This window comes from Chitinophaga sp. YR573 (genome assembly GCF_900110995.1).
Lineage (GTDB): Bacteria > Bacteroidota > Bacteroidia > Chitinophagales > Chitinophagaceae > Chitinophaga.
In genome coordinates, this window is sequence record NZ_FOJF01000001.1 from 2,651,939 (window position 1) to 2,670,398 (window position 18,460).

Here is an 18,460-nt window from a genome sequence, read left to right on the forward strand (position 1 = left end):
CGCGGAAATGGGGCTGAGGCGCTTTTACATCATTGGAATAGGCCTCTTTTTAAAGATATACTGCAGCTTGATAGAGAGCGCATGGAACAGTAATTTAGCATTGGCATTACGTTCAACATAATAACAGGCGCTATCTAACTCCTGCATGATCAGCTCCATCTGTTGCAGGTTTGCCAGCTTTTGCAGTTTGGCAGCAAAGTCTGTTTCCTCTTCAGAAAATGCCAGCAGGCTCTTATCAATATATTTAAGGCGAAGGGTATGTTCCAGCAGGTTGATGAAATAGCGGAGAAACTGTTTCTGGTTTTCACGTCCCATTTTAGCAACGGTGTCCACCCATTCCTGCAGGGCAGAACGGTTACCTGTGAAGATATAGTTGAGCCAGTTGCGTAACAGCTCATGGTAATCATCGTCTGAGTTCTGCAACAGGTATAATGCCTCCCGGTAGTTACCTGCAGCAATCGTTGCCGCCTGCCGGGCTTTGGCAGGCGCTATCTGCGCACGTGAGATCAATGCCTCTACCATTACTTCTTTTGGTAAGGGGTTTACCTTTATCAGATGTGTACGGGAGAGGATAGTGGCCAGGATCTGTTCCTGGTTCTCCGCTATTAATAAGAACAGGGTATTAGGTGGAGGCTCTTCTATCAGCTTTAATAACCTGTTCCCTTCATTGCCCAGATATTCGGGCATCCACATTAATAAAATCTTATACTGACTTTCAAAGCTCTTGAGGCTGAGTTTGTGAATGATATCCTGGCATTCTGTAGCGGTGATATTCCCCTGTTTATTTTCTGCCCCGATAAACTGTAACCAATCGTAAGCATTTCCATAAGGCTGGGCTACGATAAACTCCCTCCATTCAGCAGCATAGTCGGTACTTACGGGTTTATCTCCCGGTTTACGGGGAATCACCGGATAAGAGAAGTGAATGTCCGGATGGATGTATTTAGCCGCTTTTATACAGGCCTGGCATTTGCCACAGGCACCATCTGCCTGTTTATCTTCACATACGAGGTATTGCGCAAAGGCTAATCCCAACGGAAGACCACCGGTCCCTTCCGGAGCCAGCAACACAATTGCGTGGCTCATGCGGTTCTGCACTACTGAGTTGATCAGTTGTTCCTTAATATCCTCCTGGCCTATGATGTTGGAAAAAAGCATAGGTGCAAATTAACGGAGAAAAGGAGAAATGAAAAAAGCAATTACAGGAGACTCCCGTAATTGCTTTTAAATCTGGTATCTTAAGTAATTAGTATTTCTTTTCTATAGCAGCTATTACCTCGGGAGCAGAAGGTTGTGTTTTGGGTGCAAATACAGCAACCAGGTTGCCCTTTTCATCCAGAAGATATTTCTGGAAGTTCCAGGTTACTTCCTCAGGAGTGAAATGTTTTGCTTTACTTTCTTCCAGCAACCATTTATATATAGGATGGATATCTGATCCTTTTACAGAAATCTTAGCTGCCATTGGAAAGGTAACTGCATATTTCTTTGTGCAGAACTCCTGGATCTCTTTATTAGAACCTGGTTCCTGTGAGCCAAAGTTATTAGCCGGGAAACCGATGATCACCAGTTTACCTTCATATTTTTTGTAGAGCTTTTCCAGTTCAGCATACTGTGGTGTATTCCCACACATGGAAGCCGTATTTACGATCAGGATCTTTTTGCCTTTGTAATCGGCAAAGTTGATCTTGCCGCCATCAACAGCATCTACTTTAAAATCATAAATAGCACCTGCTTTCATGAATATCAGCATTGAAATGAGCAATGTTTTTAACATATGGATAAATTTTATTGTGGTTTGTAAAGATGAACGTGTTGGTATTGAAATTAAGTAAATAAATGAATACAAGATGTTAAGTGTGATTAGCGTAAGCCAGGCTGCATATACTCACATTTACTTTTTCCTGTAATAAAACCTGGCAACAGGCTTCTGTGGTAGCGCCGGTGGTGATTACATCATCCACCAGCAGTACATGTTGATTCCTGATAACGTGAGCATGCTGCAGTGAGAATGCTTCTTCTACATTTTCCCATCTCAGGACCCTGTTCTTGTTTGTTTGGGATGAGCGGTAGCTTTTCCTGGTAAGCACATGGGAAATTACCGGTTTTTTTATGACGGCGGCAATACCCGCAGCCAGTAATGCCGCCTGGTTATAACCCCGGTGCCGTTCCCTTGTTTTACTGAGTGGCACAGGGATAATACAGTTGATTTCGTGTAACCATTTACTTTGCAAAAGCATGTACCCGGTTTGCTTTCCCAGTTGCAGCGCAATATCCCTGCGATTGTGATATTTGAACTGGTAAATGAGCGATTGCAAAAGGGATGCTTTCCTATAATAATAGGCGGCCATTGCATGACGGATATCTGCTCTTCCCCGGAAGATTTTCGCTACCGGGTTGGCCGGGTAATGCTGATACCCGGTACGGGGTAATTTCTCCTGGCAATTCAGACAAAGTACCTCTTCGGATGATGTAAGATCTGTACCACAACCTTCACAGGCATGCGGATAAAATAAATGCAGTAAAGAAGACAGCAGGCTTCTCATTTTAACAATGGATTGGTTAACCTGCTGAAAGTACGAATTAAAATAATCCTTTGTACACTTCGTCTACCCTGCCTACTGCTATCACTTCAATATTGAACTTACTGAAGTCTGCTCCTTTTTTATTATACCGGCTGATGAATATTTTTTCAAAGCCCAGTTTCTCTGCTTCTGCGATGCGTTGTTCTATACGGTTCACTGCACGGATCTCTCCACTTAATCCTACTTCACCCGCAAAGCAGATATTACTGCCAATGGCAATGTCTTCATAAGAAGATAGTAAGGCGCATAATACGGAGAGATCTATAGAAGGATCTTCCACCCTGATTCCACCTGCAATATTGAGGAATACGTCTTTCATTCCGAAGTGGAAACCACCGCGTTTTTCCAGTACAGCAAGCAGTAATTGTAACCGGCGCAGGTCGAAGCCGGTAACAGTACGTTGCGGAGTACCGTAAACGGATTGTGTTACGAGTGCCTGCACTTCTACGAGCATTGGGCGCATGCCTTCCATTGTGGATGCAATTGCCACACCACTGAGCATGTCTTCACGCTGTGAAATCAGGATCTCTGAAGGGTTGGTTACCTGCCGGAGTCCCTGCCCGGTCATTTCGTAGATGCCCAACTCTGCGGTGGAGCCAAAGCGGTTCTTGATGGTGCGTAATATGCGGTAGGCATAGTGCTGATCGCCTTCGAACTGTAACACGGTATCTACCATGTGTTCCAGTATTTTAGGACCGGCAATGGAACCATCTTTAGTGATATGTCCGATGAGGAAAACAGGTGTATGACTTTCTTTAGCAAAGCGTTGCATCTCTGCTGCTGTTTCCCTTATTTGTGATACACTACCAGGAGCAGACTCTATAAGTGGCGATTGCAATGTTTGTATTGAATCGATGATCACTAATTGCGGACGGAGTTTTTTTATTTCCTGGAAAATGGTTTGTGTAGATGTTTCTGTAAGCAGGAAGAACTTATCATTTTTTATCTGTAATCTATCTGCACGCATTTTAATCTGTTGCGCACTTTCTTCTCCACTGATGTAGAGTGTTGTTATATCTTTCAGTAACAGTGCGTTCTGCAGGAACAGCGTGCTCTTACCGATACCTGGTTCGCCGCCAACCAGCACCAGTGAGCCCGGGACGATACCTCCGCCTAATACACGATTCAATTCTCCATCAGGCGTTAATAATCTTTCTTCTTCAATACCGCTTACATCAGAGAGATTAACAAAGTTATTGGAACGGGTACTTTCTTTTTCTTCCTGCCAGCTGATATTACGTAATGGAATATCTTTCTGCACTTTCTCTTCAACAAAAGTATTCCATTGTCCGCAGCTTGGACATTTGCCTGTCCACTTAGCTGATTCGTATCCGCAATGCTGACAAAAAAAAGCGGTTTTTATTTTCATGAAGCGAAGTTAAGTTTTTCACTACAAGCAATTCGTTGTAAGAAGTTGGTGAAAAAAGTAATTGTGATTGAAAAAACTGCGTGGATATGTTGCAAAAAAGTGGGAGAAGGAAAATGAGTAAAAAAGAAAAGAGCCAACAGAATTTTCTGCTGACTCTTTCTACTTACTAACCCATTAAATTCACGTCTAAATTACTAAATGGCTACAGAATAAAAAAGTTTATTTAATAGATGTTAATAACTTTTGATGGGTTGTGGGCGTATGACAGATCGGCTCCCATAGCATGTTTCAGGGCAGAAAAGCATTTAATAATACGTTCAATTAAAGTTCGTAAAAGGTTGATAAATAGGAATGATGAAGCTCAGATTTATATATGAAAAATCTCTAATAGTGACATAATTTATATCTGTCAGAACGGCCGGAAACAGGGTTTAAAAGTTTCTTTTAAGGACATATTGGCAGTGTTAATTTTCAGTTTGGCAGAGAAAAAAGGTAAGTTTCTTAAGGAAATCACAAATGATTGGAAGGAGGGGTGGTTGGATGTTTATTTGATGTTACTACCTGTAAATTTGTAGTCAATAAACCTTTATTCTATAATTATGACACCTGGAATTATGATCGTATCGCTGATATTTATAGGTATCAGCATGCTGGTTAGTTTGCGGTTGAAGGGTAAATTCAGGGAATATAGCCTGGTTCCGACCTCTTCTGGTCTTATCGGTAAGCAAGTTGCCGAGAAGATGCTGAAGGAGAACGGGATTTACGATGTGCAGGTGGTTTCCGTGGATGGTTTCTTATCCGATCACTATGATCCAGCCAATAAAACAGTGAATCTCAGTCCTGATGTATATAGCGGGGCCAATGTAGCCGCCGCAGCAATTGCAGCGCATGAGTGCGGTCATGCTGTGCAGCATGACCGGGCATACCCCTGGTTATCAATGCGTTCTAAATTGGTGCCAGCGGTGCAGTTTAGCTCTAACCTGGTACAGTGGGTACTATTGGGGGGGATTCTGCTGATAAATGTGTTTCCGACCTTATTGTTGGGCGGGATCATCCTGTTTGCAGTAACGACGCTCTTTTCACTGATTACGTTGCCGGTAGAGTTTGATGCTTCCCGCAGGGCGCTGGCCTGGCTGGATAATACGAACCTGATGAGGCGGGAAGAGCATGACAAGGCCAAGGATGCTTTGTGGTGGGCTGCCATGACTTATGTGGTAGCGGCGCTGGCTTCAGTGGTTACTCTGTTCCAGTATATATTAATATATATGGGTGTTTCCCGGAACCGCAATTAAGGATATTTACCCAATGAAGGCCGGAAGCAGTTATGCTTCCGGCTTTTGTATGTAGTATATAGTAGATATGTTAAGTCGTATTTATCAGTATAAAAATAGCTGACTTTAAATAATGGGAACGTGTGTTAATAACTAATCGTCAAAATATTTATTGATAATCAATACATTGCAAGGGCGCTTGTAAAAAAGTTGCCAAAATTCATTGTTATTCGAAGTAAGAAAGTTAGCTTTGCCCTCCCAAATTGTTTGGGATAGTTTGTAAGACGTATAAATTTTATTATATACTATAATGAATACTTTAAGCTTTAAGACTAAATCGGCCAACGACGCAACCGTAACGCGTGACTGGCACATTGTAGACGCTACCAACCTGACATTGGGCAGGATGAGCGCTAAGATTGCGTCCATTTTAAGAGGTAAGAACAAACCTTACTACACACCTCATACTGACTGTGGTGATTTTATTATCGTTATCAACGCTGAAAAAGTGCAGTTAACGGGTAATAAATGGAATGACAAGGAATATTTAACATATTCCGGTTATCCAGGTGGCCAGAAAGCAGAAACTGCTAAAGAACTGATCAACCGCAGACCAGAAGTAGTAATAGAAAGGGCTGTAAAGGGTATGTTGCCTAAGAATCGCCTGGGACGTGCTATGTACAAAAAATTGTTTGTATATGCCGGTGCTGCACATCCGCACACAGCGCAGAAACCTAAATCCTTAACTTTCTAATTCTTCTCTGATACATGGAAAAGCAAAAAAATACCATTGGTCGTCGTAAGGAAGCTGTTGCCCGTATCTATATCAGCAAGGGTACTGGTAACGTTATCATCAACGACAAGGACTATAAAACATACTTCTCGTTAGTTTACCTGCAGAATCAGGTTGAACTTCCGTTGAAAACAGTAGACGTACTGGATAAATTTGATATAAAGGTTAATGCTGCCGGTGGTGGTATCAAAGGTCAGGCAGAAGCCGTGAAACTGGGTATTGCGCGTGCATTGTGTGAGGTGAACATTGAGTTCCGTCCTGCATTGAAAGCGGCTGGTTTGCTGAAACGTGATCCTAGAGGCGTTGAGCGTAAGAAACCAGGTAAACGTAAAGCAAGAAGAAGCTTCCAGTTCTCTAAACGCTAGTTGTGGTGAATGCGTAAGGCTAATCGCTGATCGCAGATTATTAACATTGATCCTTTATAACAGATTACAATAACATGGAAAATAATACCTCATTACAGCAGCAATTACTGGAGGCAGGTGTACACTTCGGTCACCTGAAGAAAAAGTGGAATCCTAAGATGCTGCCTTATATTTTCGCAGAAAAGAAAGGTATTCACATCATTGATCTTAACAAAACAGTTGAAGGTTTACAGGAAGCAGCAGCTGCCCTGAAATCTATCGCGAAGAGTGGTAAGAAGATCATGTTCGTGGCCACGAAGAAACAGGCTAAAGAAATCGTAGCAGAAGCTGCAAAACGCGTGAACATGCCTTACGTTACCGAAAGGTGGTTAGGTGGTATGTTAACCAACTTCGCTACTATCCGTAAGAGTGTTAAGAAAATGCAGAGCATTGAAAAGATGCTGACTGACGGAACATTCGATAGCATTACCAAGAAAGAACGTCTGACATTAACACGCGATAAGGAAAAAATGGAGAAAGTATTGGGCGGTATCGCTCAGCTGGCCCGTGTTCCTGCCGCATTATTCCTGGTGGATATCAGCCATGAGCACATTGCACTGGCAGAAGCTCGTCGCCTGGGTGTTTCTACCTTCGGTATGGTAGATACTAACTCAGATCCTACCAAAGTTGACTTTGCAGTTCCTGCAAATGATGACGCCACTAAATCAATAGCAATCATCACCAACTACATTGCTGCAGCAATTGCAGAAGGTCTGGCTGAAAGAGCTAACGAAAAAACTGACGACGTTATAGAAGAGGAAGAAGCAGACAACCAGGCTCTGAAATTTGAGCTGGAAGGTGGTGATGATCGTGGTGAGAGAGGTCGTAAACCAGGTGGTCCTGGTCGTGGTGGTCCTGGCGGTGGTGGCCGTGGTCCTGGTGGACCTGGTCGTGGTCCCGGTGGCGGCAGCGGCGGCGGTGGTAACAGGCCCGGTGGTGGCGGCGGTAACAGACCTGGTGGTCCTGGCCGTGGTCCCGGTGGTGGCGGTACAAGACCCGGTGGCGGTGGTGCAGGCGGACAACGTCGCCCAGCTGGTTCCGGTGGTGGTCCAAGACCTGGTGGCGGAGGAAGATAATTCCGAATAATCTACTACAAATAATCAATTGCGAGTCGTGGATATCTTTGATCCGTGATTCGCAATTGATCATTAGAATGGATAAACTAAACCTTAATTGATTTAAACTCATTATAATTTATGGCAGCAACAATTACAGCCGCTGATGTGAACAAACTGCGTCAGCAAACCGGAGCAGGTATGATGGATTGCAGAAAAGCACTGGTTGAAAGTGATGGTGATTTCGAAAAAGCAGTGGATTACCTGCGTAAGAAAGGACAGAAAGTAGCAGCGCTGCGTTCCGACCGTGAAACTAAAGAAGGTGTAATCATTGCTAAAACTGCAGCAGATGGTAAATCTGGTGTTGTAGTAGCATTAGGTTGTGAAACTGACTTCGTTGCTAAGAATGAAGACTTCATCAAATTTGCTCAGGCTATAGTTGATCTCGCTATCAGCACAGGTGTTAACACAGTTGAAGAACTGGGTGCAGCTACCCTGGATGGTGCAACCGTTGCAGATAAAGTGAACGATCAGGTAGCTAAGATCGGTGAAAAAATCACCCTGGCTAAGTTTGAAAAAATCACTGCTGCTTCCGTTACTTCCTATATCCACGGTACTTACCGTATGGGTGTACTGGTTGGTTTCTCCCAGCCTGTATCTGAAGAAGTAGGTAAAGATGTAGCTATGCAGATCGCAGCTATGAACCCGATTGCAGTTGATGCAGACGGCGTACCTGCTGAACTGATCGCTCGTGAAAGAGATATCGCAATTGACCAGATCAAAGCTGAAGGTAAACCAGCTGAGATGGCAGAGAAGATAGCACAAGGCAAGATCAACAAGTTCTATAAAGATAATACCCTGTTACAGCAGGCTTTTGTTAAGGATAACAACAAGTCTGTAGCTGATTACCTGAAATCTGTTAGCGCAGATCTGAAGGTAACTGGCTTTACCAGGATCGCATTAGGGTAATTCACTTACCTGTGAGAAAAGGAGAGACATTTGGTTCTCTCCTTTTTTTTGTGCCTATACGGAGCGGTTTGTATTAAGCATGAAGCGTTCCGCATTTTTTGTATCTTCGGGCCCAGTAATCTATTCTCTAACTACAATCTCAATATCATTTTTCAATAATCATGTTGCCAAAGTATAAACGTATTTTACTCAAACTGAGTGGGGAATCCCTGATGGGAGATGGTAATTATGGTATCGATCACAAAGTGATCTCGCAGTATGCATACGATATCAAAGCTGCAACAGATCTGGGTGTTCAGGTAGCCATCGTAATTGGTGGCGGGAACATTTACCGGGGAATGAATGAAGCAGAAACCGGTATTGAAAGAGCGCAGGGAGATTACATGGGGATGCTTGCAACGGTAATCAACGGTATGGCTATGCAAAGCGGGCTGGAAAAGGCCGGGCTGTATACCCGTCTGCAATCTGCTATCAAAATGGAACAGATCGCTGAACCTTACATCCGCCGCCGTGCAATCCGTCACCTGGAGAAAGGTCGTGTGGTAATATTCGGAGCCGGTACCGGTAACCCGTATTTCACTACAGACACCGCCGCTTCTCTGCGTGCCATAGAAATACAGGCAGACGTGATTCTGAAAGGGACCCGTGTAGATGGTATTTATACGGCAGACCCTGAAAAGGACCCTACTGCTACCCGTTATGAAACGATCTCCTTTTCCGAAGTCTACCAGAAGTCTTTAAACGTGATGGACATGACGGCGTTTACGCTTTGTCAGGAAAATAAACTGCCTATCATTGTGTTCGATATGAACAGGGTAGGTAACCTGTTACAGGTGATTATGGGTAAAAATGTGGGTACGTTAGTAACCGGCTGAACTTTACGTTAAATCATTGCTATAAAAAAAGCGGAATACTTAGTATTCCGCTTTTTTTATAGTTTGAACTGCAATCGGGTTCATATTTTTTGGGTGCAGGGCGAAGCCCTGCAAAATCCCTTTAGTTTTTTGTGATGATGCTTCACATCATCACAAAAAACCGAGTCTTATTTTAATAACGATTTGATATCCTTAAAGGGGATGAACAAAGTGACCTGTCCGAGGGCATAGGGGCCTATCTCGTATGGTGTATAGCTGAATGCGACCCCTTTATCTGTGAGATAAAAGTTGTTGTTTGGTTTGATATTTTTTTGCAACAGCATCCCCTCAATTGAATCATCTTCTCCCATCTTGAATGCTTTACGGAAAGACTTTGCCAGTTCCGGGATCAGTGCGGTTTTATATTCTGGTTTGAAAATATCTTCCGGTTTGAGGATCTTCTTTTTTTCCAGATCAAGCACCTGGTAATAAGCGCCATAATTACCATGTGCCCCTCCCGTATACTCATAACTGAAATATTCAACAGACAGGATCGGGTAGTGATTCCAGACTACTTTCATATCTGCATCTGCCGACCAGTTGGCGGTAGCTGGTATACCACCGGTAGTGTCCATGTCTGCCGCGCCTGTTTTATAGGTAAGGAGGAAGGAATCGATATCTCTTTTTATATACTGCCTTACGTTATCCACCTGTTTACCATCTGCAAAGCTTTTCCGCATAAAGTCTGCCACAGGTTCTTCCATTGATGCCGTTGGCCATAAGATGCAGTTACTGGCTTCGCCTATTGGTGTAGCCGGATTGTCTGGCAGCAACTTTACAGAATCGGCCGCATAATACACATCCAGCCCCGTAGCGTCATCAAAATCGGGCTTTAAGGTAAATGGATGGGACGTTTTATTACCCCGCCAAATGCCTTTAAAAGTGCCAGTACTATCAAGCTGTCCTGTAAAGTATCTTTCATCGTCCCGGTCGGTGTTTTCATTGAGCACAATCTTCCCGTTATTGTTCGGGCTTCCCCATATTGTAATTGGTTCCCCTATCCCGTCATAGGTATAAAATCCCTTGTACATCCAGGGGCCGGATTTTACAAGGTCCATTGTTACTGCCTGATCACCGAGTTTGCCTTTGAGGTGTACATAGTAATAAGGAGTGGTAGTAAAGTTTGGTAACGTTACAGAGTTATGATGTTTGGCTTGCCTGCCGCAGGACATAAAGACGCAACAGGTAATAGCAAAAAGGATAGTTCTCATGTTATAAAAGTACTAAATATTAATATTTGGTAGTGACTGAGTTTGATCTTTGAGTACAGAGCAAAGCCCTGCAAAACCCCTTCAAAAAAATTGCCTATGATGATAATCATGTTATAGGGACTCATCGATCTACTATCTTTGCGGAACAGAAAATTATAGGCCCATGTTGAATAAACAAGTTGCAGACCTGCGTAAAGATTACCGCCTGGCCTCCCTGGATGAGCATGATGTTGCTCCGGAACCATTAGAACAGTTTAATCGTTGGTGGAAAGATGCTACCACCAGTGAAGTGGATGAACCCAATGCCATGACGCTGGCAACCAGTACTCCGGATGGATATCCGTCTGCACGTATTGTGCTGCTGAAGAGTTTTGATGCGGATGGTTTTGTGTTTTTTACAAATTACGAAAGTCGCAAGGGGCTGGAGATGGCAGCCAACCCGAATGTATCGCTGTTGTTCTTCTGGCGGGAGCTGGAAAGGCAGGTACGTATAGACGGCGTTGTTAGTAAGGTATCTGCTGCGATGAGTGATGAATATTATAACAGCCGTCCGGCCGGTAGCCGTTTAAGCGCGATTGTTTCTCCTCAGAGTAGGGTGGTTCCGCACAGAAGTTTCCTGGAAGAACAGGTGCAGATACTGGCAGAGAAATATGTGTTGGAAGAACCGGAGCGTCCTGTGTATTGGGGTGGTTATGCTGTAAAGCCGGTGAGGATGGAGTTCTGGCAGGGACGTAGTAATCGCCTGCATGATCGTTTACTGTACAGTCAGGAAGGAAATAGCTGGAAGATTGAGCGTCTGGCTCCCTGATAATAATTACGAATGATCAATTACTGGTCATCAGTAATTGATCATTCAAAATGTTTTAAGCTTGCTTTGCAGCAGCGGCAGCTTTCTTTTCAGCGGCAGCCTTAGCTGGTTTGGCAGGTCTTGACTTGCCGAAAGAACCACTGAAAATTTTACCTTTTTTGGTTTTGATATCACCTCTACCCATTGTTAATAGTTTTGTTGACGTTTAATATGATAGGGACCTGAGTCCGCTAATTTCACGCAAATTACGCTAATTCGCTTAATTCATACTACTCTCCGCCTGTATACGGGCAAAAAAAAAGCAAGAAACAGAAGTGTTCCTTGCTTGAATAAGTTAAGCTAACAGACTAAAGCTTGTCGGACAGAGCCTTACCAGCTTTGAATTTAGCAACTTTCTTAGCCTTGATCTTGATGATCTGACCAGTCTGCGGGTTTCTACCGTTACGTGCAGCACGTTTAGAAACAGAGAAAGTTCCAAAACCTACTAAAGTTACTTTTCCACCTTTTTTCAAGGTATCAGCAACAGCTTTAGTAAAAGAATCCAGAGCTTCATTAGCCTGGGTTTTAGTGATCGCGGCGTCTTTTGCCAGCTTGTCGATTAATTCGGCTTTGTTCATAGCTAGTAAGATTTAACTAGTTAATTAAAATGTTTGATGTGAGCAAATATAGCGCGTTTTATCAGATTACCAAATTTTTTGAATTATTTTTAAACAAAAAACTATCGGCTGAAAACGCCTACAGGTAACGGTTACAGAAGATTCACCATTGTCATGGTAACGTAGGGTATTACCCTATCACATTCTGAGATCGGCCACTATAGAGTGTTTGCCATGGTAATTATAATAAACGCTGTATGTATTCAAGTATTGTACCAAAGTCTAAACCCCTTATAAACAGTGGATTTCCTGTGGATAAGTTTAGGTAGTTATACTACCTGCATCACCGTTCGGAATGATACAAACTGGCTTCCGAAGAGCAGATACGACGACTGGCGAAGCGCCGGAGCATGCTCTGAGAGGTAAGTCTGGTAGTTTTCCAGTGTATCAGTAAAGTACTGTATTGAGTAGGTTGGACCATCCTGATCATCCTGTTCCAGCAATCTGCAGATGCGGAAATCGTGGAAAAGACCAGTAGCCATTATCTTGGGAATATGCTCCTGTTTCATCCACCGGAGCCATTCTTCATTGATATTGTTGGTTACTTTGGTAGTTACGTTATAGATAATCATGATTAACTTAATTGCAGAAAAACAGGGCAGTGATCAGAATGTTTAACATCCTGCCATATCTGTGCATGCAGTAAACGTGGTTGTAAAGGAGCTGTTACATTGATGTAATCTATGCGCCATCCCTTATTATTAGCCCTTGCATTAGCACGAAAACTCCACCAGCTGTACTGATGAGGTTCCGGATGAAACTGCCGGAAAGTGTCTACAAATCCATTATTGAACAACTTATCCATCCAGGCCCTTTCTTCAGGAAGGAAACCGGTAGAGTTTTTATTACCTACTGGATCGTGGATATCGATAGGTTTATGACAGATATTGTAATCGCCGCATACTATTACGTTGGGCCTTGTTTTCCTTAGCTCTTCCAGATAGCCGTAGAACTCGTCAAGCCATTGGTATTTATAGGTCTGACGCTCGTCTCCGCTGGTACCTGAAGGAATGTAAGTATTGATAAGGGTGATATCTCCGAAGTCTATGCGGATAACACGGCCTTCAGCATCGCTTTGCATGTAACCGTTTCCATACTGTACATTGGTAGGTTTGATTTTAGTCAGCACCGCAACACCGCTGTAGCCTTTCTTTTGCGCAGGATACCAGTAGTGTTCGTAACCAAGTTCGTCGAACTGCTGATGATCTACATTGTCTTTATGGGCTTTTATTTCCTGCAGGCAGATGATATCAGCAGGATCTGTACGCAACCAATCGGTAAAACCTTTGGTCATTGCGGAACGCAGGCCATTTACGTTATAGGAAACAATTCTCATGATCAGTATTAAATAATGTGGGAATTACATATCATATTCCAGCACCGGCCGTAACCATTTCTCCGCTTCTTCCACAGGCCAGCCTTTACGTTCGGCATAGTCTATCACCTGGTCTTTTTCGATCTTACCGATACCGAAGTATTTGGCGGCAGGATTGGCGAAGTACCAGCCGCTTACACTGGAAGCGGGCATCATGGCAAGAGATTCGGTTAATGAAATGCCTGTGTTTTCAGTAGCATCCAGCATGTCGAACAGCTTATACTTTTCAGTATGTTCCGGGCATGCAGGATAACCTGGCGCAGGACGGATACCAAGGTATTCCTCTTTAATAAGGTCCTCTTTGGTAAGATGTTCTTCTGTCGCATATCCCCACCATTCTTTTCTTACACGTTCATGCATCAGTTCTGCAAATGCTTCTACAAGACGGTCTGCCAGGGCTTTCAGCATAATGCTGCTATAATCATCATGATCCTGTTTGAATCTTTCCAGCCATATTTCTATGTCATTACCGGTTGTTACGGCAAAGCCACCCATATAGTCCTGGATACCTGATTCTGCGGGGGCAATGAAGTCGGCGAGGGAGTAGTTGGGTTGTCCCGGCGCTTTCTTCACCTGCTGCCTGATAGATTCGAGGTTTACTTTTCCTCCTTTGGGAGATTCTACCGTGATGGTGTCGTCTGCGGTCCTGCTGGCAGGGAACAACCCTATTACTGCGTTTGCAGTGAGCCATTTTTCTTCGATAATGCGTTTGAGCATATCTTTCGCATCGTTGTAGAGGCGAGTAGCTTCTACGCCTACTATTTCGTCTGTGAGGATCTGCGGGAATTTACCGTGCAGTTCCCAGGAGATGAAGAAAGGATGCCAGTCGATATATTGAGCAATCTCTGCCAGGTCGTATGCGTGGAATACCTGTACTCCCAGCTTCTTAGGCTTTACAGGCACGAAGCCGGTCCAGTCGGTGATCGCTTTATTCTTGCGGGCATCGGCGATGGAGAGGAATTGTTTGGTAGATTTTTTATTCTTGAAACTCTCGTTGAGTTTATCGTATTCGGTTGTTACTTCTCCCAGGAAGTTCTTTTTAAGTGCTTTGTTAAGCAGGCTGCCGGTAACAGTTACGCTACGGGAAGCATCCAGTACGTGTACTACACCATGTTCATACTCAGGCGCTATTTTCACAGCGGTATGGGTACGGGAAGTGGTAGCACCGCCAATTAACAGGGGAACATTAAAGTTCTGCCGTTTCATTTCACGGGCCACGTGTACCATTTCATCCAGGCTGGGAGTGATCAGACCACTCAGGCCAATAATGTCTACGTTTTCCAGGCGGGCGGTTTGCAGGATTTTATCTGCAGGAACCATTACACCCATATCTATAATGTCGTATCCGTTACAGCCTAATACTACACCTACGATGTTTTTACCGATATCGTGAACATCTCCTTTTACAGTGGCCAGGAGTATTTTACCTGCAGCCTTTACCTTACCGCCATTCTGTTCCACTAATCTCAGCTTTTCTTCTTCAATGAAAGGAGTGAGGACGGCTACAGATTTTTTCATTACACGGGCGCTCTTTACTACCTGTGGCAGGAACATCTTACCGCTTCCGAAGAGATCTCCCACGATGTTCATTCCATCCATCAGCGGACCTTCGATTACATCGAGGGGGCGGGGATATAACTGGCGGGCTTCTTCTGTATCTGCTTCGATATAGTCTGTGATACCGTTTACCAGCGCATGGCTGAGTCTTGCCTGCACGGTACCGAGGCGCCAGGTTTCATCTTTCTCTATCACTTTGCCTTTTGCCTTTACGGTTTCGGCGTAGTTAATGAGACGTTCTGTGGCATCTTCCCGGCGGTTGAGGATGGCGTCATCACACAGTTCGCGCAGGGTAGGTTCGATTTCATCGTAGATCTGCAGCATACCTGCATTCACAATGCCCATGTTCATGCCTTCTTTGATGGCATAATACAGGAATGCGGAGTGCATGGCTTCACGCACAACGTCGTTACCACGGAAAGAGAAGGAAATATTACTTACACCACCGCTTATGCTGGTGAGGGGCATCAGTTGCTTGATCCTGCGGGTAGCATTGATAAAGTCTACTGCGTAGTTATTATGCTCCTCTATACCCGTAGCGATGGCAAATATGTTTGGGTCGAAGATGATATCCTGTGGATCGTAACCTACTTGTTCTGTAAGGATCTTGTAGGCGCGGTGGCAGAAGCTCACTTTTTTCTCTTCAGTATCAGCCTGTCCGTGTTCGTCGAAGGCCATTACCACTACGGCAGCGCCAAAGCTCTTACAGATTGTGGCATGTTCTATGAACTTCTCTTCGCCTTCTTTAAGACTGATAGAGTTCACGATACATTTACCCTGCAGGCATTTGAGGCCGGCTTCTATGATGCTGAATTTACTGGAGTCTATCATTACCGGAATCCTGGAGATGTCCGGCTCTGAAGCGAGTAAGTTGAGGAAGGTGGTCATGGCAACTTCTCCGTCGAGGAGTGCGTCATCCATGTTCACGTCTAAGATCTGTGCACCGTTTTCCACCTGCTGGCGGGCAACGGAGAGCGCTTCTTCATATAATCCTTCACGGATAAGGCGGGCAAACTTTTTAGAACCGGTTACGTTGGTACGTTCACCGATATTGAGAAAGTTTGTTTCCGGTCTTACCACCAGAGGTTCCAGACCGCTCAGGCGCAGGAAAGGTTTAATCACCTTTTTATCATCCTGATCCTTTAAAATATCTTCAGTAGTTAATGTTTCGCTCATTTGTTGCTGTGGTAGTTATGAGGACTATTTACTTTTACACAAGTTCTGTAGCAAGCACCGGTAATGGTCTTGGTTTCAGCGATTTCACATGTTCTGCAATGTGGCGGATATGATCCGGGGTTGTACCACAACATCCACCTACAATATTTACAAAACCTTCTTTGGCAAAATCTTCTATGATATGTGCTGTTTCGTCAGGTGTCTCATCATATTCGCCGAAGGCATTTGGTAAACCTGCATTGGGGTAGCAGCTTACATTACATGCGGCAATCTGTGACAGTTCCTCGATATGCGGCCGCATCTGGGCACCGCCCAATGCGCAGTTAAGACCAACGGAGAAAGGCTTTACATGCATTACTGATATGTAAAAGGCTTCCAGTGTTTGTCCGCTCAGGGTTCTTCCTGATGCATCCGTGATGGTACCTGATATCATAACAGGCAATTCCGGCTGGTTGATATCGCGGAAGTATTTCTTAATGGCGTAAATGGCGGCTTTGCTGTTGAGCGTATCAAAGATGGTTTCTATGAGTAAAATATCTACTCCACCTTCATGCAGTCCTTTTATCTGATCGTAGTAGGCAACTACCACTTCATCGAAATAAACAGAACGGAACCCTGGATTGTTTACATCCGGGGAAAGAGACAGTGTTTTATTCATGGGCCCTATAGCTCCCGCTACAAACCTTGGCTTGTCGGGGGTTTTAAGGGTGTATTCAGTGGCTGCTTTTTTGGCGATACGTGCGGCGGCTACATTCATTTCGAATGCGAGGTGCTGCATGTCGTAATCGGCCATGGCAATTGTAGTGCTGCTGAAGGTATTGGTTTCAATGATATCCGCCCCTGCCTCCAGGTATTCCTTATGTATGTCTTCGATGATCTGGGGTTGTGTAAGACAGAGCAGGTCATTATTACCTTTCACATCTGAGTGATGGTTTTTGAATCGTTCCCCTCTGTAATCTTCTTCTTCCAGCTTGTAGCGCTGGATCATGGTCCCCATGGCCCCATCAATAATCAGAATGCGCTCTGCTGCGCACTGGGATAATGATTTCATATGTTTAATGCGTTTATTAGTTACTGTTTATGTTACCGGAGGTCGAACAATAAACAAATCCACCTGCGGAAGCACTGCAAAGGTACTTAATAATTGACTATAAATTAGCTGTATACGCTGCACAGAACTGTTATTTCCCAATTTTACAATTATTAAAGAAAAACTAAAATTTTGTTTAGAATCTAAAAGTCTACTATATTTGTAGAGTAATAGAAAATTGCCATGCAAAGAAACACGTATTGTCAGTGCTGTTATAATTAAAAGGAGCACCCACCATTGCCCGCTTAGTTGATTAACCTTGTTTTCAAATTAATTAATTACTATGAGTATTTCTAAGCATGTACAGAGCTTGCAGAAACACTTGGCGCAATTTGGGTTGTACCCGGTACCGGAAGAGACAGTAAGTGAAGAGTCCGCAATTTTCAAGATCTGTTTTTTGAACCATACGGAAATGCAGCGTTGGAAAGAGTTACAGGAGAGAGATGGGAAACAGGATGAGCTAACACCATTAAGAGACATAAATTAAAAACCAACCGTTTTTAGCTTTTTCATAACGTGGAATTACAGGTTAAACACACACGGGTGTTATTTAACATCCGTATTATTCTTTAAGCTGAATGAGTAATACGCCCCCGTATTAAGCATTCAGCTTACTTTTGCACATAACTTTCTAATGGGAGCCTGTTGGAGATAGACCGGGCCAGGGTCATTTCGTCCGCATATTCCAGTTCGCCACCAAAGGCAATACCACGGGCAATTGTAGTAATTTTTACAGGAGATTCTTTCAACTTTTTGGAGAGATAATAAATGGTTGTATCCCCTTCTATTGTAGGGCTTAGTGCCATGATTACTTCCTCTACACCCTGCTGTTGTACCCTGTCTACCAGGGAATAGATGTTCAGTTGTTCCGGACCAATACCATCAATGGGAGAGATGATACCACCCAATACATGATATACGCCATTAAATTGCTGTGTGCTTTCTATGGCCATTACGTCCCGTATGGTTTCTACCACACATACGATGGCCTTGTTGCGGGAGGTACTTGCGCAGATGCTGCAAATTTCTTCGTCGGATACATTGTGGCAGTTTTTACAGAATTTGATCTGCTGCCGCATGCGTGTTACCACTTCGCCAAATAATTGTACCTGTGCAGGGTCCTGTTTCAGGAGATGTAATACCAGTCTTAATGCTGTTTTCTTGCCAATGCCCGGCAAGCGGGCAAATTCATTTACCGCATTTTCTATCAGGGCTGAAGAAAAGATCATA

The 18,460-nt window shown here is 43.9% G+C and carries 20 protein-coding genes; 8 read left to right on the forward strand and 12 right to left on the reverse strand.

The annotated features are described in order from the left end of the window. Window positions 1–24: 24 nt before the first annotated feature. The 4 genes from BMW86_RS11130 to radA all read right to left on the reverse strand — a co-directional run bounded on the left by BMW86_RS11130 (window position 25) and on the right by radA (window position 3,951). Window positions 25–1,158: a DNA polymerase III subunit gene (locus BMW86_RS11130; RefSeq protein WP_089781805.1), complete on the reverse strand. Its 1,134-nt coding sequence runs from the start codon at window positions 1,156–1,158 to the stop codon at window positions 25–27. Window positions 1,159–1,246: 88 nt separating this feature from the next. Then, window positions 1,247–1,774 carry a glutathione peroxidase gene (locus tag BMW86_RS11135; protein ID WP_089781807.1) on the reverse strand — a complete coding sequence of 176 codons (528 nt, stop codon included), beginning with the start codon at window positions 1,772–1,774 and terminating at the stop codon, window positions 1,247–1,249. A gap of 76 nt (window positions 1,775–1,850) precedes the next feature. After that, window positions 1,851–2,543: a ComF family protein gene (locus BMW86_RS11140; protein ID WP_089781808.1), complete on the reverse strand. Its 693-nt coding sequence runs from the start codon at window positions 2,541–2,543 to the stop codon at window positions 1,851–1,853. Between the two features lie 37 nt (window positions 2,544–2,580). After that, entirely contained in the window at window positions 2,581–3,951 is a 1,371-nt protein-coding gene (gene radA, locus BMW86_RS11145; RefSeq protein WP_089781810.1) for a DNA repair protein RadA, read from the reverse strand. Window positions 3,952–4,550: 599 nt separating this feature from the next. Here radA and BMW86_RS11150 point away from each other — a divergent pair. The 6 genes from BMW86_RS11150 (at window position 4,551) to pyrH (ending at window position 9,318) form a co-directional block, all read left to right on the forward strand. Next, complete coding sequence (locus tag BMW86_RS11150) at window positions 4,551–5,243, forward strand: zinc metallopeptidase (RefSeq protein WP_089781812.1); 693 nt, start codon at window positions 4,551–4,553, stop codon at window positions 5,241–5,243. A gap of 289 nt (window positions 5,244–5,532) precedes the next feature. Further along, window positions 5,533–5,976: a 50S ribosomal protein L13 gene (gene rplM / locus BMW86_RS11155; RefSeq protein ID WP_089781814.1), complete on the forward strand. Its 444-nt coding sequence runs from the start codon at window positions 5,533–5,535 to the stop codon at window positions 5,974–5,976. 14 nt (window positions 5,977–5,990) lie between these two features. After that, on the forward strand, window positions 5,991–6,380 hold the full coding sequence (rpsI, locus tag BMW86_RS11160) for a 30S ribosomal protein S9 (RefSeq protein ID WP_089781816.1): 390 nt from the start codon (window positions 5,991–5,993) through the stop codon (window positions 6,378–6,380). Window positions 6,381–6,454: 74 nt separating this feature from the next. Then, a complete protein-coding gene (gene rpsB / locus BMW86_RS11165; protein ID WP_089781817.1) occupies window positions 6,455–7,495 on the forward strand; it encodes a 30S ribosomal protein S2 in 1,041 nt (346 codons plus the stop codon). Window positions 7,496–7,615: 120 nt separating this feature from the next. Next, the gene (tsf, locus tag BMW86_RS11170; protein WP_089781819.1) at window positions 7,616–8,443 is read left to right on the forward strand and encodes a translation elongation factor Ts; all 828 of its coding nucleotides are present in this window, start codon (window positions 7,616–7,618) and stop codon (window positions 8,441–8,443) included. Between the two features lie 161 nt (window positions 8,444–8,604). Beyond that, a complete protein-coding gene (gene pyrH / locus BMW86_RS11175) occupies window positions 8,605–9,318 on the forward strand; it encodes a UMP kinase (protein WP_089781821.1) in 714 nt (237 codons plus the stop codon). Window positions 9,319–9,485: 167 nt separating this feature from the next. Here pyrH and BMW86_RS11180 read toward each other — a convergent pair whose 3' ends face one another. After that, the gene (locus tag BMW86_RS11180) at window positions 9,486–10,568 is read right to left on the reverse strand and encodes a DUF3298 and DUF4163 domain-containing protein (RefSeq protein ID WP_089781823.1); all 1,083 of its coding nucleotides are present in this window, start codon (window positions 10,566–10,568) and stop codon (window positions 9,486–9,488) included. Between the two features lie 163 nt (window positions 10,569–10,731). Between BMW86_RS11180 and pdxH the strand changes: the two genes are divergently transcribed. Further along, window positions 10,732–11,376 carry a pyridoxamine 5'-phosphate oxidase gene (pdxH, locus tag BMW86_RS11185; RefSeq protein ID WP_218149134.1) on the forward strand — a complete coding sequence of 215 codons (645 nt, stop codon included), beginning with the start codon at window positions 10,732–10,734 and terminating at the stop codon, window positions 11,374–11,376. 55 nt (window positions 11,377–11,431) lie between these two features. Here the strand turns inward: pdxH and BMW86_RS11190 are convergent, their stop codons facing one another. The 6 genes from BMW86_RS11190 to BMW86_RS11215 form a co-directional block, all read right to left on the reverse strand. Next, on the reverse strand, window positions 11,432–11,560 hold the full coding sequence (locus tag BMW86_RS11190; RefSeq protein ID WP_089781824.1) for a 30S ribosomal protein THX: 129 nt from the start codon (window positions 11,558–11,560) through the stop codon (window positions 11,432–11,434). Window positions 11,561–11,723: 163 nt separating this feature from the next. Continuing rightward, the gene (locus BMW86_RS11195) at window positions 11,724–11,993 is read right to left on the reverse strand and encodes an HU family DNA-binding protein (protein ID WP_029465307.1); all 270 of its coding nucleotides are present in this window, start codon (window positions 11,991–11,993) and stop codon (window positions 11,724–11,726) included. A gap of 308 nt (window positions 11,994–12,301) precedes the next feature. Beyond that, entirely contained in the window at window positions 12,302–12,604 is a 303-nt protein-coding gene (locus BMW86_RS11200) for a DUF4286 family protein (protein ID WP_089781826.1), read from the reverse strand. A gap of 2 nt (window positions 12,605–12,606) precedes the next feature. Beyond that, window positions 12,607–13,368 (reverse strand): exodeoxyribonuclease III, encoded by a 762-nt coding sequence (locus BMW86_RS11205; protein WP_089781828.1) that lies wholly within the window; start codon window positions 13,366–13,368, stop codon window positions 12,607–12,609. A 24-nt stretch (window positions 13,369–13,392) separates the two neighbouring features. Further along, the gene (gene metH / locus BMW86_RS11210; RefSeq protein WP_089781830.1) at window positions 13,393–16,140 is read right to left on the reverse strand and encodes a methionine synthase; all 2,748 of its coding nucleotides are present in this window, start codon (window positions 16,138–16,140) and stop codon (window positions 13,393–13,395) included. Between the two features lie 34 nt (window positions 16,141–16,174). Further along, window positions 16,175–17,191 (reverse strand): homocysteine S-methyltransferase family protein, encoded by a 1,017-nt coding sequence (locus tag BMW86_RS11215; RefSeq protein ID WP_089781832.1) that lies wholly within the window; start codon window positions 17,189–17,191, stop codon window positions 16,175–16,177. A 322-nt stretch (window positions 17,192–17,513) separates the two neighbouring features. Between BMW86_RS11215 and BMW86_RS11220 the strand changes: the two genes are divergently transcribed. Further along, window positions 17,514–17,717 carry a hypothetical protein gene (locus tag BMW86_RS11220; protein ID WP_089781833.1) on the forward strand — a complete coding sequence of 68 codons (204 nt, stop codon included), beginning with the start codon at window positions 17,514–17,516 and terminating at the stop codon, window positions 17,715–17,717. Between the two features lie 124 nt (window positions 17,718–17,841). On the opposite strand, the gene recR is transcribed toward BMW86_RS11220, so the two are convergent. Then, entirely contained in the window at window positions 17,842–18,459 is a 618-nt protein-coding gene (gene recR, locus BMW86_RS11225; RefSeq protein WP_089781835.1) for a recombination mediator RecR, read from the reverse strand. Between the last annotated feature and the right edge of the window lies 1 nt (window position 18,460).

Bases quoted from the DNA above. Each gene is read 5' to 3' on its own strand.
- BMW86_RS11130 (WP_089781805.1), bottom strand. From the start codon at position 1,158: ATGCTTTTTTCCAACATCATAGGCCAGGAGGATATTAAGGAACAACTG.
- BMW86_RS11135 (WP_089781807.1), bottom strand. From the start codon at position 1,774: ATGTTAAAAACATTGCTCATTTCAATGCTGATATTCATGAAAGCAGGT.
- BMW86_RS11140 (WP_089781808.1), bottom strand. From the start codon at position 2,543: ATGAGAAGCCTGCTGTCTTCTTTACTGCATTTATTTTATCCGCATGCC.
- radA (WP_089781810.1), bottom strand. From the start codon at position 3,951: ATGAAAATAAAAACCGCTTTTTTTTGTCAGCATTGCGGATACGAATCA.
- BMW86_RS11150 (WP_089781812.1), top strand. From the start codon at position 4,551: ATGACACCTGGAATTATGATCGTATCGCTGATATTTATAGGTATCAGC.
- rplM (WP_089781814.1), top strand. From the start codon at position 5,533: ATGAATACTTTAAGCTTTAAGACTAAATCGGCCAACGACGCAACCGTA.
- rpsI (WP_089781816.1), top strand. From the start codon at position 5,991: ATGGAAAAGCAAAAAAATACCATTGGTCGTCGTAAGGAAGCTGTTGCC.
- rpsB (WP_089781817.1), top strand. From the start codon at position 6,455: ATGGAAAATAATACCTCATTACAGCAGCAATTACTGGAGGCAGGTGTA.
- tsf (WP_089781819.1), top strand. From the start codon at position 7,616: ATGGCAGCAACAATTACAGCCGCTGATGTGAACAAACTGCGTCAGCAA.
- pyrH (WP_089781821.1), top strand. From the start codon at position 8,605: ATGTTGCCAAAGTATAAACGTATTTTACTCAAACTGAGTGGGGAATCC.
- BMW86_RS11180 (WP_089781823.1), bottom strand. From the start codon at position 10,568: ATGAGAACTATCCTTTTTGCTATTACCTGTTGCGTCTTTATGTCCTGC.
- pdxH (WP_218149134.1), top strand. From the start codon at position 10,732: ATGTTGAATAAACAAGTTGCAGACCTGCGTAAAGATTACCGCCTGGCC.
- BMW86_RS11190 (WP_089781824.1), bottom strand. From the start codon at position 11,560: ATGGGTAGAGGTGATATCAAAACCAAAAAAGGTAAAATTTTCAGTGGT.
- BMW86_RS11195 (WP_029465307.1), bottom strand. From the start codon at position 11,993: ATGAACAAAGCCGAATTAATCGACAAGCTGGCAAAAGACGCCGCGATC.
- BMW86_RS11200 (WP_089781826.1), bottom strand. From the start codon at position 12,604: ATGATTATCTATAACGTAACTACCAAAGTAACCAACAATATCAATGAA.
- BMW86_RS11205 (WP_089781828.1), bottom strand. From the start codon at position 13,368: ATGAGAATTGTTTCCTATAACGTAAATGGCCTGCGTTCCGCAATGACC.
- metH (WP_089781830.1), bottom strand. From the start codon at position 16,140: ATGAGCGAAACATTAACTACTGAAGATATTTTAAAGGATCAGGATGAT.
- BMW86_RS11215 (WP_089781832.1), bottom strand. From the start codon at position 17,191: ATGAAATCATTATCCCAGTGCGCAGCAGAGCGCATTCTGATTATTGAT.
- BMW86_RS11220 (WP_089781833.1), top strand. From the start codon at position 17,514: ATGAGTATTTCTAAGCATGTACAGAGCTTGCAGAAACACTTGGCGCAA.
- recR (WP_089781835.1), bottom strand. From the start codon at position 18,459: ATGATCTTTTCTTCAGCCCTGATAGAAAATGCGGTAAATGAATTTGCC.